Here is a 13,067-nt window from a genome sequence, read left to right as displayed (position 1 = left end):
AGGCAATTGATGGGATGCTCTTTATAATCCGCGCCTGACATAACAACAGAACATATTTCAGAGGTAAACATGGCTATTGAACGGACTTTTTCCATCATTAAACCCAACGCGGTGGCAAAAAACGTTATTGGCAGCATCTTTGCGCGCTTTGAAGCTGCAGGGTTCAAAATTGTTGGCACTAAAATGCTGCACCTGACCGTTGAGCAGGCGCGCGGCTTCTATGCTGAGCACGACGGCAAGCCGTTCTTTGACGGTCTGGTGGAGTTCATGACCTCTGGCCCTATCGTGGTATCCGTGCTGGAAAGTGAAAATGCGGTACAGCGTCACCGCGATCTGCTTGGCGCCACCGATCCGGCGAACGCGTTGGCGGGTACGCTGCGCGCCGACTACGCTGATAGCTTAACTGAAAACGGCACCCACGGTTCGGATTCGCTGGAATCCGCGCAGCGCGAAATCGCCTTTTTCTTCGGTGAAGGCGAAGTGTGCCCGCGCACCCGTTAATCTCCTTCGTCTTTCACGCTGCAAATGCGTTGGCGATAAATTATCGGTTCAAATATTATTTTTGCTAATGCCGCGTGCAGACGTGGCATCCTTACGCCAGAATTTGTACAATGCAGCGCCCCCGGACGAGCAGTAAGCTTACCGGGGCGTTTCTTTTTTCAACCCTCCAGGGGCCATAACGTGTAATAACGAGGCCGGAATAGCATATGTCTGAACAAATTGTCACACCTGAAAGCAGTACCCCGGTAGTTCTTAACAACGAAACAAAAATCAACCTGCTGGATCTCAACCGTCAGCAGATGCGCGAGTTTTTTAAAAACTTAGGTGAAAAGCCTTTCCGCGCCGATCAGGTGATGAAATGGATGTATCACTATTGCTGCGATAATTTTGATGAGATGACCGACATCAACAAAGTGTTGCGCGGCAAATTAAAAGAGGTCGCGGAAATCCGCGCGCCGGAGGTCGTTGAAGAGCAGCGTTCCTCAGACGGCACCATTAAGTGGGCGATTGCTGTCGGCGATCAGCGCGTTGAAACGGTCTATATCCCGGAAGACGACCGCGCTACGCTGTGCGTCTCTTCACAGGTAGGGTGCGCGCTGGAGTGCAAGTTTTGTTCAACTGCGCAGCAGGGCTTTAACCGCAACCTGCGCGTATCGGAAATTATCGGTCAGGTCTGGCGTGCGGCGAAAATCGTCGGCGCGGCCAAAGTCACCGGCCAGCGTCCGATCACCAACGTGGTCATGATGGGGATGGGCGAGCCATTGCTTAACCTGACCAATGTCGTACCGGCGATGGAAATTATGCTCGATGACTTTGGTTTCGGCCTGTCCAAACGTCGTGTCACGCTCTCAACGTCCGGCGTGGTGCCTGCGCTGGATAAACTGGGCGATATGATAGATGTCGCGCTGGCTATCTCCTTACATGCGCCGAATGACACTATTCGCGACGAAATCGTCCCGATCAACAAAAAATACAATATCGAAACGTTCCTGGGCGCGGTTCGCCGCTATCTGGAGAAATCCAACGCCAATCAGGGGCGCGTGACGATTGAATACGTGATGCTTGACCACGTCAACGACGGCACTGAACACGCGCATCAACTGGCGGAGCTATTAAAAGAGACGCCTTGCAAGATTAATCTGATTCCGTGGAACCCATTCCCTGGCGCGCCGTATGGCCGCAGCTCTAACAGCCGTATCGATCGCTTTTCTAAAGTTTTGATGAGTTATGGTTTCACGACCATCGTACGCAAGACGCGTGGCGATGACATTGATGCGGCATGCGGACAGTTGGCAGGCGATGTGATTGACCGTACTAAACGTACCCTGCGTAAGCGTATGCAGGGAGAGGTGATTGACATCAAGGCTATTTGATAGCAGTTGCGCCACGGTGCATTCATTATACCGTGGCGCAATGTCAGTTGAATAATGTCTGGCGTTGTACTTGTCTGGTCAATAATAACGGTGCGTTTTTGTCGACTTTAAGGCAGTATGTAATGGTGCAACAAGAGTTTAGCCTTGTGTCTTAGCGGTTTTGTCATCTGCGGCCTGACAGGCTTATACTGTCTGACTAAGGTTAACTAACCTGATGTTTCGCGGTGTGGGCGGGCATTACGGCTCGTCGGCGCCTGAATCCTAATTTACACGTACCTGTAGCTGTAGCGAATGAATACTGAAGCCACGCACGACCAAAATGAAGCACAAACCACCGGCGTTCGTCTGCGCAATGCCCGTGAACAACTCGGACTCAGCCAGCAGGCTGTCGCTGAGCGACTTTGCCTGAAGGTTTCTACGGTACGCGATATTGAAGAAGATAAGGCGCCGTCCGATCTTGCTTCAACCTTCCTGCGCGGATATATCCGCTCATATGCGCGTCTGGTGCATGTTCCAGAAGAGGAACTGTTGCCGGGGCTGGAAAAGCAGGCCCCGCTGCGCGCCGCCAAAGTCGCCCCGATGCAGAGTTTCTCATTAGGAAAGCGTCGTAAAAAACGCGACGGCTGGTTAATGTCTTTTACCTGGCTGGTACTGTTTGTGGTCGTAGGGCTGACCGGCGCCTGGTGGTGGCAGAACCATAAGGCGCAGCAGGAAGAGATCACGACAATGGCCGATCAAAGCACGGCTGAACTGAACGCAGATAAAGACAGCGGCCAAAGCGTACCGCTGGACACCGGTGCCGCGACAAGCCAGGATACGACGCCAGCGCAAACGGCTCCGGCTCCTGCGACGCCGGTTGATTCGACGGCGGCGACGCAAACGCCAGCGCCAACGGCGGCGGCGGCGCAAAATACGGTAGTCGCGCCTTCGCAGGCGAATGTCGATACGGCTGCGACATCTGCCGCGCCAGCGGCAACGGAGACGCCGTCCGCGCTGCCGACCAGTCAGGCTGGCGTAGCGGCGCCTGCTGCCGATCCGAACGCGCTGGTGATGAATTTTACCGCTGACTGCTGGCTCGAAGTCACTGACGCCACGGGTAAGAAGCTGTTTAGCGGTATGCAGCGTAAAGATGGCAATTTAAACCTAACCGGTCAGGCGCCTTATAAACTTAAAATTGGCGCGCCGGCCGCGGTGCAGATCCAGTATCAAGGAAAACCTGTCGATCTGAGCCGCTTTATCAGAACTAATCAGGTTGCGCGTCTGACCCTTAATGCCGAACCGACACCGGCGCAGTAACAGACGGGTAACGCGGGAGATTTTTCATGCATAACCAGGCTCCGATTCAACGTAGAAAATCGACACGTATTTACGTTGGGAATGTGCCGATTGGCGATGGCGCCCCCATCGCCGTCCAGTCGATGACTAACACGCGTACCACTGACGTGGAAGCGACGGTTAATCAGATCAAAGCGCTGGAGCGCGTTGGCGCAGATATTGTTCGTGTTTCTGTACCGACCATGGACGCCGCCGAAGCGTTCAAGCTTATCAAACAGCAGGTTAACGTCCCGCTGGTTGCCGATATTCACTTCGACTACCGCATTGCGCTGAAGGTGGCGGAATACGGCGTTGACTGCTTGCGTATCAACCCCGGCAATATCGGTAACGAAGAACGTATTCGTATGGTGGTGGACTGCGCGCGCGACAAAAACATCCCTATTCGTATAGGCGTAAATGCCGGATCGCTGGAAAAAGATCTGCAGGAAAAATACGGTGAGCCGACGCCGCAGGCGCTGCTGGAATCAGCCATGCGCCATGTCGATCATCTCGATCGTCTCAACTTTGATCAGTTCAAAGTGAGCGTAAAAGCGTCCGATGTATTCCTTGCCGTTGAGTCTTATCGTTTGTTGGCTAAACAGATCGATCAGCCGCTGCATCTGGGGATCACCGAAGCGGGCGGCGCGCGTAGCGGGGCGGTCAAGTCGGCGATCGGTTTAGGTCTGCTGTTATCGGAAGGTATCGGCGACACGCTGCGCGTATCGTTGGCGGCCGACCCGGTGGAAGAGATCAAAGTCGGTTTTGATATCCTGAAGTCGCTGCGCATTCGCGCGCGCGGCATCAATTTCATCGCTTGCCCGACCTGTTCTCGCCAGGAGTTCGACGTTATCGGCACGGTGAACGCGCTGGAGCAGCGTCTGGAAGATATCATCACCCCGATGGACGTCTCGATCATCGGTTGCGTAGTGAACGGGCCGGGCGAAGCGCTGGTATCGACGCTGGGTGTGACGGGCGGCAATAAGAAAAGCGGCCTGTATGAAGACGGCGTGCGTAAGGACAGACTCGATAACGACGATATGATCGCGCAGCTTGAATCCCGTATTCGCGCGAAAGCAAGTCAACTTGATGAAGCGCGTCGGATTGACGTGCTGCAGGTTGAAAAATAAGAACGTGATGGGAAGCGGCGCGCTTCCCGTGTATGATTGAACCCGCATGGCTCCCGGTTCGTTCGGGGAAGCGCTGAGGGTTCATTTTTATATTCAGAAAGAGAATAAACGTGGCAAAAAACATTCAAGCCATTCGCGGCATGAACGATTATCTGCCTGGCGAAACCGCCATCTGGCAGCGCATTGAAGGCACACTCAAAAACGTGCTCGGCAGCTACGGTTACAGTGAAATCCGCTTGCCGATTGTAGAGCAGACCCCGTTATTCAAACGTGCGATCGGTGAAGTTACTGACGTAGTTGAAAAAGAGATGTACACCTTTGAGGATCGCAACGGCGATAGCCTGACATTGCGCCCTGAAGGTACGGCGGGCTGTGTACGCGCCGGCATCGAACATGGTCTCCTGTACAATCAGGAACAGCGTTTGTGGTATATCGGCCCGATGTTCCGTCATGAGCGTCCGCAAAAAGGCCGCTACCGTCAGTTCCATCAGCTAGGCGCCGAAGTCTTCGGCTTACAAGGCCCGGATATTGACGCGGAGCTGATTATGCTGACCGCACGCTGGTGGCGCGCGCTGGGCATCGCTGACCACGTTAGCCTGGAGCTGAACTCTATTGGTTCATTAGAGGCGCGTGCGAACTATCGCGATGCGCTGGTCGCGTTCCTCGAACAGCATCAAGAGACGCTGGACGAAGACTGCAAACGCCGTATGTATACCAATCCGCTGCGCGTGCTGGATTCAAAAAATCCGGACGTGCAGGCGCTGCTCAACGACGCGCCCGCTCTCGGCGACTATCTCGATGACGATTCACGCGAGCACTTTGCCGGCCTGTGTAAATTGCTGGACGCGGCGGGGATTGCCTACACCGTCAACCAGCGTCTGGTACGCGGTCTGGATTACTACAACCGCACCGTATTTGAATGGGTAACAAACAGTCTGGGGTCACAAGGCACCGTCTGTGCGGGTGGTCGTTATGACGGTCTGGTGGAACAACTGGGCGGTCGCGCTACCCCGGCAGTGGGCTTTGCGATGGGCCTGGAACGACTTGTTTTGTTAGTTCAGGCAGTTAATCCGGAATTTATTGCCTCTCCTGTTGTCGATATATACCTGGTAGCTGCCGGCGCACAAACGCAGTCTGCGGCAATGACGCTGGCGGAGCGGCTGCGCGATGAAATGCCAGGCGTGAAGCTAATGACAAACCACGGCGGCGGCAACTTTAAGAAACAGTTTGCCCGCGCCGATAAGTGGGGCGCCCGTATTGCACTGGTTCTTGGCGAATCTGAAGTCGCCGATGGGACTGTTGTAGTGAAGGATTTGCGCTCCGGTGAGCAAACGGCAGTGGCGCAGGACAGCGTCGCCGCGCATTTGCGCACTTTATTGGGCTAAGGAGAAGGACAGCGTGGAAATTTACGAGAACGAACACGACCAGGTGGATGCGATTAAACGCTTCTTTGCCGAAAACGGCAAAGCGCTGGCTGTCGGAGTGATTTTAGGGGTTGGCGCGCTGGTTGGCTGGCGTTACTGGAGCAGCCATCAGACGGAGTCCGCGCGTGCTGCTTCTCTGGCGTATCAAAATGCGGTGACGGCGGTAAGCGCCGATAAGCCGGATAGCATTCCCGCCGCTGAAAAATTCGCGGCTGAGAATAAAAATACCTATGGTGCGCTGGCGTCTATGGAACTGGCGCAGCAGTTTGTGGATAAGAATGAACTTAAAAAAGCCGAAGCCCAGTTGCAGCAGGGGTTGGCGGCCACCAGCGATGAAAATCTCAAAGCGGTGATTAATCTGCGTCTCGCTCGCGTTCAGTTGCAGCTTAAGCAAGCTGACGCCGCGCTGAAAACTCTGGATGCCGTTAAAGGCGAAGGATGGACGGCCATTGTCGCTGATTTGCGCGGCGAAGCGTTGCTGAGTAAGGGTGATAAAAAAGGCGCGCGCAGCGCATGGGAAGCGGGCGTCAATAGCGATGCTTCTCCGGCGTTGAGCGAAATGATGCAGATGAAAATCAATAATTTGTCCATCTGAGAGGGACCCGATGCAATTGCGTAAATTACTTCTGCCAGGGTTGCTTTCCGTTACCCTGCTCAGCGGCTGTTCACTGTTTAGCGGCGAAGAAGATGTCGTCAAGATGTCTCCATTACCGCAGGTTGAAAACCAGTTTACACCGACCACTGTCTGGAGCACCTCTGTCGGTAACGGAATTGGCGAATTTTATTCTAACCTTCATCCGGTAATGGCAGATAACGTGGTCTATGCAGCCGATCGCGCGGGCGTGGTAAAAGCGCTCAATGCGGATGATGGCAAAGAGATCTGGTCTGTGAATCTGGGCGAGAAAGACGGCTGGTTCTCTCGTTCGTCCGCGCTGTTGTCCGGCGGCGTCACTGTCGCGGGCGGTCACGTCTATATCGGCAGTGAAAAGGCCGAGGTTTATGCGCTGAATACCAGCGACGGCACTACAGCATGGCAGACGAAGGTCGCAGGCGAAGCGTTGTCTCGCCCGGTTGTCAGTGATGGAATCGTCCTTATCCATACCAGCAACGGTCAGTTGCAGGCGCTAAATCAGGCGGATGGCGCCATTAAATGGACGGTGAACCTGGATATGCCTTCGTTGTCGCTGCGCGGCGAATCTGCGCCGGCAACCGCGTTCGGCGCGGCTATTGTTGGTGGTGATAATGGCCGCGTCAGCGCCGTGTTGATGCAACAAGGCCAGATGATTTGGCAACAGCGTATCTCCCAGGCCACTGGCCCAACGGAAATTGACCGTCTGAGCGACGTTGATACCACGCCGGTTGTGGTAAACGGCGTTGTTTACGCGTTGGCGTATAATGGTAACTTAACGGCGCTGGATCTGCGCAGTGGTCAGATTATGTGGAAACGCGAGCTGGGTTCGGTCAATGACTTTATTGTCGACGGCGACCGTATCTACCTGGTCGATCAGAACGATCGCGTGCTGGCGCTGACCACTGACGGCGGCGTAACGCTGTGGACGCAAAGCGATCTGCTGCACCGTTTGCTGACCTCCCCGGTGCTGTATAATGGTGATTTAGTCGTCGGCGATAGCGAAGGTTATCTGCACTGGATTAATGTTGATGACGGGCGTTTTGTGGCCCAACAAAAAGTAGACAGTTCCGGTTTCCTGACCGAACCAACGGTGGCGGATGGTAAACTGCTCATCCAGGCCAAAGACGGTACGGTCTACGCGATTACGCGTTAATCGTCACGGTTGTGCGTTTTAAAAAACGGCTCCTGGTGTAGGGGCCGTTTTCCTGTTTTTAACAATGGCGCAAAATGCGCGCGTTGTCTGATGATTTTTTTAATGAGGCTTTAAACATGGTACCTGTGGTCGCGCTTGTCGGGCGCCCTAACGTCGGAAAATCCACGCTATTTAACCGTCTGACCCGCACCCGAGATGCGCTGGTTGCGGATTTCCCGGGTCTGACTCGTGACCGTAAGTACGGTCGTGCGGAAGTTGAAGGCCGCGAGTTTATCTGTATCGACACCGGCGGTATTGACGGCACCGAAGACGGCGTCGAAACGCGGATGGCGGAACAGTCGCTGCTGGCGATTGAAGAAGCGGATGTGGTGTTATTCATGGTAGATGCGCGCGCTGGCCTGATGCCGGCGGATGAAGCGATTGCCAAACATCTGCGTTCCCGTGAAAAACCGACCTTCCTGGTGGCGAATAAAACGGATGGTCTCGATCCCGATCAGGCGGTTGTCGATTTTTACTCGCTGGGATTAGGCGAAATTTACCCTATCGCCGCCTCACATGGTCGCGGCGTATTGAGCCTGCTGGAACATGTGCTTCTGCCGTGGATGGATGATGTCGCGCCGCAGGAAGAGGTGGATGAAGACGCGGAATACTGGGCGCAATTCGAGGCGGAACAAAATGGCGAAGAAGCGCCGGAAGATGATTTTGACCCGCAAAGCCTGCCGATAAAGCTGGCGATTGTCGGTCGCCCGAACGTAGGTAAGTCCACACTCACTAACCGTATTCTCGGTGAAGAGCGCGTGGTGGTATACGACATGCCGGGCACCACTCGCGACAGCATTTATATCCCGATGGAACGCGACGAACGGGAATATGTGCTGATTGACACGGCAGGGGTGCGTAAGCGCGGAAAAATCACCGATGCGGTAGAAAAGTTCTCGGTGATTAAAACGTTGCAGGCGATTGAAGACGCTAACGTCGTACTGTTGGTTATCGATGCGCGCGAGGGGATCTCCGACCAGGATTTGTCTCTGCTGGGCTTTATCCTCAATAGTGGGCGCTCACTTGTTATCGTAGTCAACAAATGGGATGGCCTGAGTCAGGAAGTCAAAGAGCAGGTGAAAGAGACGCTGGATTTCCGTCTGGGCTTTATTGATTTTGCCCGCGTTCATTTTATCTCTGCGCTACACGGCAGCGGTGTCGGCAACCTGTTTGAGTCCGTACGCGAGGCTTACGACAGTTCCACTCGCCGGGTGAGCACTGCGATGCTGACCCGTATCATGACGATGGCGGTGGAAGATCATCAGCCGCCGCTGGTGCGCGGTCGCCGTGTGAAACTGAAATATGCCCACGCTGGCGGCTATAACCCGCCGATTGTGGTTATTCACGGCAACCAGGTAAAAGATCTGCCAGACTCCTATAAGCGCTATCTGATGAACTACTTCCGCAAGTCGTTGGAAGTGATGGGGACGCCGATTCGCATTCAGTTTAAAGAAGGGGAGAACCCGTATGCGAACAAGCGTAACACACTGACGCCAACGCAAATGCGCAAACGTAAGCGTCTGATGAAACATATCAAGAAAAGCAAGTAATGCTTTTTCAGTAATATTCCAGGCCTGACAAGCGCTGCGCTATCAGGCCTTTCAAGTAAAAGTGAGTCATGCGCCTGAGGAGAATGTTATGGAAATAACCTGCCCCGTTTGCCATCACGCGCTGGAGCGCAATGGCGATACTGCGCATTGCGAGACATGCGCTAAAGATTTCTCGTTACAGGCACTTTGTCCTGACTGCCGCCAGCCGTTACAGGTGTTGAAAGCCTGCGGCGCAGTGGACTATTTTTGCCAGAACGGTCATGGTTTAATTTCAAAAAAACGGGTTAATTTCGTCATTTCCGATCAATAAAACCGCTGTCGACGTTGCGCCGCAGAGCAGAGGCGCCGACGTCTTATCCGGCTAAGGGCAAAAGCGTTATTCGATACTCCCGTAATATCAGTATAGTATCCTGCCCGGCGGCTATTTTATTCTTTTTATTGATTCAACTATTTATAGAGAATATTATTCCCAAAAATTAATATTAGAAATAAATAAAAGCTTTCTTTTTATTTATTATATCAATATTATAAGTCTGTTTCATATTAAAATTTTCTTTTTAGGAATATATTTAGGCCTGTTAGTTATGATTCCATCTGAATCATCCATATAATATCTTTTCATCGAGGCGTGTTTATTTAACGACAGGGATATCATATGGTGCGAAGGATTCGCATTCTGGTTTTGCTATTAGTGTCTGGAGTCTCAGTTGCGGCTTCCGGCGCAGATAACTCTGTATCTGCAAATGATGAAAGCCACTCCTCTCTGCCTGATTTAGCCAGCGAATCCGCGAAAAAAGAAGAACAGGAAAATAAAGGAAAGTCCTTTAAAGAACAGGGCGCTGACTACTTTATTAATTCCGCCACCCAGGGCTTTGATAATCTCACCCCGGAAGCGCTGGAATCCCAGGCGCGTAGCTATTTGCAAAACCAAATCACTTCCTCAGCACAGTCATATCTTGAAGGCGTAATGTCACCTTATGGCAAGATCCGTACCAGCCTCACCGTGGGCGAAGGTGGCGATCTGGACGGCAGTTCGCTGGATTATTTTATTCCCTGGTATGACAATCAGAGCACGCTTTTCTTTAGCCAGATTTCGGCTCAGCGTAAGGAAGACCGCACCATTGGTAACTTTGGGCTTGGCGTTCGCCAGAACGTCGGCAACTGGCTGCTTGGCGGCAACGCATTCTATGACTACGATTTTACGCGCGGTCACCGTCGATTAGGTCTGGGAACCGAAGCCTGGACGGATTACCTGAAATTCTCCGGCAACTATTACCATCCTCTTTCTGACTGGAAAGACTCCGAAGATTTCGACTTTTATGAAGAACGACCCGCGCGCGGCTGGGATATCCGCATGGAAAGCTGGCTGCCGTTTTATCCGCAGCTTGGCGCTAAATTAGTTTACGAACAGTACTACGGCGATGAAGTAGCGCTGTTTGGCACCGATAATCTGCAAAAAGATCCTCATGCCGTCACTTTGGGGCTGGAATATACGCCGGTACCGCTGGTCACGGTTGGTACGGATTACAAAGCCGGTACTGGCGATAGTAACGATTTTAGCGTTAACGCGACCGTGAACTACCAGATAGGTACGCCGCTGGCGGCGCAACTCGATCCGGAAAACGTTAAAATTCAGCACTCCTTAATGGGCAGCCGCACCGATTTTGTCGATCGTAACAATTTCATCATTCTCGAATATCGCGAGAAAGATCCGCTGGACGTCACGCTGTGGCTGAAGGCTGACGCCACCAACGAACACCCGGAATGCGTGATTGAAGATACGCCTGAGGCCGCGGTGGGGCTGGAGAAATGTAAGTGGACGGTCAACGCGCTGATTAACCACCATTACAAAATTATTTCTGCTTCCTGGCAGGCGAAAAACAACGCCGCCCGTACGCTGGTGATGCCGGTAGTAAAAGCTAATGCGTTAACCGAAGGCAACAATAACAGCTGGAATCTGGTGCTTCCTGCCTGGGTTAACGCCGATACCGAAGAGCAGCGCATCGCCCTGAACACCTGGAAAGTACGCATGACGCTGGAAGACGAAAAGGGCAATAAGCAGAACTCCGGCGTGGTGGAAATCACCGTCCAGCAGGATCGCAAAATTGAGCTGATCGTCGACAACATTGCCGATACCGATCGCAGCGATCACAGCCATGAAGCCAGCGCGCTGGCTGATGGCGAAGACGGCGTGGTGATGGATCTCCTGATCACCGATTCCTTTGGCGACTCCACGGATCGCAATGGCAACGAACTGGTGGACGATGCCATGACGCCCGTGTTGTACGACAGCAATGATAAAAAAGTCACCCTGGCCCAGACGCCCTGCACCACGGAAACCCCCTGCGTGTTTATTGCCAGTCGTGATAAAGAAGCGGGGACGGTGACGCTTTCCAGCACCCTGCCAGGCACTTTCCGCTGGAAGGCGAAAGCAGACGCCTATGGCGACAGTAACTACGTTGATGTCACTTTTATCGGCGACAACCTGAGCGCGCTGAATGCGGTGATTTATCAGGTCAAAGCCGCCAACCCTGTCAACCTTATCGGCAAAGAAGATAAGCACCCTACGGTCAATAATGCTTACCGTTTCCTGCTGTGGCGCGACAAAAATAAAGACAATGTTTTTCAGATGTCCGAGCAGCTCACGGAAGAAGAGATGGCGCTGTACGACTACCAGTGGGAGTTTACCGGGCAGAGTACAAACGGACATACCGGCGCGTTGGCCAACACCATGAATGAAGATCTTGTCCTGCCAGTAACCAATAAAGAGGCGGCGCAGAAGTTTGCCGCCAATGAGGAAGATGGCGTTCAGGGTTACGGCATACGCGTTACGTATAGCCAGAAATAGCGTCAGCGTTATGGCTGACCAGCCAGCCGCTGAATTTGGAGAAAAAGGAGAGTCTGAATGCAAGCAACAGTAAAACGGCGGCTGACGAAGGTCGCTTTAGCATTAGTAGTTGCCGGATATTGCGCCGCGCCAGCGGTGGCGGCAAACGGTAATCTGAAATCGGGGCAGTGGCAGAGTGCCACTGAACAGACGGGCACCATTCAGGGTACGGTGCCGTGGATTACCCGTGCGGCGGATAAAACCGCGGATACCGACAAAGATCACGTAACGGTAACTATCGAGCGCGGCTCAAGGACCATTACGACCGACGGCGATAAGCAGTTCCACGTTGGCGATAAGGTCACGGTGAACTGGGCGATTGGCGATAAGGAAGGCGACCTTGACACCGACAACGCCGCCACGAAACTGACGCTACAGTGGATGAGATACAGCGACCAGAATGGTAGCAATCCCGAAGAGATTGGCACCGAAGGTAGCGATACCTATGAAATTCAGGCGAGTGACGCAGACCATTATATCGGTATCAAAATCACGCCGACCACCACCACCGGTGACCCGACCGTGGCAACCGAACTGCTGTTGAAAGACCTGTCGACCGATGCGGGTGGTGGTTCAGATGACGACGATATTCCGGAAGGTCCGGTGGTGGATGAAAACGTCCATGTTGTGATCTACGAGTCTGGCTCAACCACCAACCTGCTGGGTACCTCTACTCCGCTCAAAACCAACACAACTTATAAGGTTCTGTTGTGGAAAGATAAAGAGGGTGGTACGGCAGGTAAATACGATACCGGTGAAGAGGTTACCAGCCAGTATGACTACCGCTGGAAATTCATGGGGACCAGTGCAAAAGCAGGTACTGGTGCCGGCGGTATTGTCAACGAAAGCTGGAACGATAAAGACCTTGTCATCCCTGTCACCAACGCCGACGCGAAAGCAGCGTTCGAGGGTGCGGAAGGCGGCGTTACCGTGGGTAGCGACGGTGTCCAGGGCTTTGCTTTGTCCATCGACTACAAACGCAAATAAGTTGTCCTCAACATACCACTCCCCGCGGGGAGTGGTATTTTCCGCGCACTTTGCTTAGCCGCGCGCTAAGCAAAGTGGGTT

11 protein-coding genes are annotated in these 13,067 nt (G+C 53.3%); all 11 read left to right on the top strand.

Going from position 1 to position 13,067, the window contains the following annotated elements; all coding sequences use genetic code 11:
* Positions 1-69: 69 nt before the first annotated feature.
* The 11 genes from ndk (at position 70) to ABVN44_RS16965 (ending at position 12,986) form a co-directional block, all read left to right on the top strand.
* A complete protein-coding gene (gene ndk, locus ABVN44_RS17015) occupies positions 70-501 on the top strand; it encodes a nucleoside-diphosphate kinase (protein WP_023231850.1) in 432 nt (143 codons plus the stop codon).
* 206 nt (positions 502-707) lie between these two features.
* The gene (locus ABVN44_RS17010) at positions 708-1,874 is read left to right on the top strand and encodes a bifunctional tRNA (adenosine(37)-C2)-methyltransferase TrmG/ribosomal RNA large subunit methyltransferase RlmN (RefSeq protein WP_000003206.1); all 1,167 of its coding nucleotides are present in this window, start codon (positions 708-710) and stop codon (positions 1,872-1,874) included.
* Positions 1,875-2,165: 291 nt separating this feature from the next.
* The gene (rodZ, locus tag ABVN44_RS17005) at positions 2,166-3,170 is read left to right on the top strand and encodes a cytoskeleton protein RodZ (RefSeq protein ID WP_023231849.1); all 1,005 of its coding nucleotides are present in this window, start codon (positions 2,166-2,168) and stop codon (positions 3,168-3,170) included.
* Between the two features lie 26 nt (positions 3,171-3,196).
* Complete coding sequence (gene ispG / locus ABVN44_RS17000; protein ID WP_000551804.1) at positions 3,197-4,315, top strand: flavodoxin-dependent (E)-4-hydroxy-3-methylbut-2-enyl-diphosphate synthase; 1,119 nt, start codon at positions 3,197-3,199, stop codon at positions 4,313-4,315.
* A 110-nt stretch (positions 4,316-4,425) separates the two neighbouring features.
* Positions 4,426-5,700, top strand: a complete 1,275-nt coding sequence (gene hisS, locus ABVN44_RS16995; RefSeq protein WP_001107139.1) for a histidine--tRNA ligase — start codon at positions 4,426-4,428, stop codon at positions 5,698-5,700.
* A gap of 13 nt (positions 5,701-5,713) precedes the next feature.
* Positions 5,714-6,334: a YfgM family protein gene (locus ABVN44_RS16990; protein WP_000409190.1), complete on the top strand. Its 621-nt coding sequence runs from the start codon at positions 5,714-5,716 to the stop codon at positions 6,332-6,334.
* A 10-nt stretch (positions 6,335-6,344) separates the two neighbouring features.
* Positions 6,345-7,523, top strand: a complete 1,179-nt coding sequence (bamB, locus tag ABVN44_RS16985; protein ID WP_001177072.1) for an outer membrane protein assembly factor BamB — start codon at positions 6,345-6,347, stop codon at positions 7,521-7,523.
* Positions 7,524-7,639: 116 nt separating this feature from the next.
* Positions 7,640-9,112: a ribosome biogenesis GTPase Der gene (gene der / locus ABVN44_RS16980; protein WP_000249411.1), complete on the top strand. Its 1,473-nt coding sequence runs from the start codon at positions 7,640-7,642 to the stop codon at positions 9,110-9,112.
* A gap of 88 nt (positions 9,113-9,200) precedes the next feature.
* Complete coding sequence (locus ABVN44_RS16975) at positions 9,201-9,422, top strand: zinc ribbon domain-containing protein (RefSeq protein WP_000406466.1); 222 nt, start codon at positions 9,201-9,203, stop codon at positions 9,420-9,422.
* A gap of 345 nt (positions 9,423-9,767) precedes the next feature.
* Positions 9,768-11,960, top strand: coding sequence for an intimin-like inverse autotransporter SinH (sinH, locus tag ABVN44_RS16970; RefSeq protein WP_023231848.1), 2,193 nt, complete (start codon positions 9,768-9,770; stop codon positions 11,958-11,960).
* A 57-nt stretch (positions 11,961-12,017) separates the two neighbouring features.
* On the top strand, positions 12,018-12,986 hold the full coding sequence (locus ABVN44_RS16965) for a SinI family autotransporter-associated protein (protein ID WP_023231847.1): 969 nt from the start codon (positions 12,018-12,020) through the stop codon (positions 12,984-12,986).
* Positions 12,987-13,067: the final 81 nt, after the last annotated feature.

Source organism: Salmonella sp. SJTUF15570 (assembly GCF_043357055.1).
Classification (GTDB): Bacteria; Pseudomonadota; Gammaproteobacteria; order Enterobacterales; family Enterobacteriaceae; genus Salmonella; species Salmonella enterica.
Note: the sequence above shows the minus strand (reverse complement) of the source record. Positions and strands in the feature narration are given on the sequence as shown.

What these genes read in the sequence shown, in the direction of transcription:
- ABVN44_RS17010 (WP_000003206.1), top strand. Translation starts at nt 708, where the DNA reads ATGTCTGAACAAATTGTCACACCTGAAAGCAGTACCCCGGTAGTTCTT.
- ABVN44_RS16975 (WP_000406466.1), top strand. Translation starts at nt 9,201, where the DNA reads ATGGAAATAACCTGCCCCGTTTGCCATCACGCGCTGGAGCGCAATGGC.
- ispG (WP_000551804.1), top strand. Translation starts at nt 3,197, where the DNA reads ATGCATAACCAGGCTCCGATTCAACGTAGAAAATCGACACGTATTTAC.
- ABVN44_RS16965 (WP_023231847.1), top strand. Translation starts at nt 12,018, where the DNA reads ATGCAAGCAACAGTAAAACGGCGGCTGACGAAGGTCGCTTTAGCATTA.
- der (WP_000249411.1), top strand. Translation starts at nt 7,640, where the DNA reads ATGGTACCTGTGGTCGCGCTTGTCGGGCGCCCTAACGTCGGAAAATCC.
- ndk (WP_023231850.1), top strand. Translation starts at nt 70, where the DNA reads ATGGCTATTGAACGGACTTTTTCCATCATTAAACCCAACGCGGTGGCA.
- sinH (WP_023231848.1), top strand. Translation starts at nt 9,768, where the DNA reads ATGGTGCGAAGGATTCGCATTCTGGTTTTGCTATTAGTGTCTGGAGTC.
- bamB (WP_001177072.1), top strand. Translation starts at nt 6,345, where the DNA reads ATGCAATTGCGTAAATTACTTCTGCCAGGGTTGCTTTCCGTTACCCTG.
- rodZ (WP_023231849.1), top strand. Translation starts at nt 2,166, where the DNA reads ATGAATACTGAAGCCACGCACGACCAAAATGAAGCACAAACCACCGGC.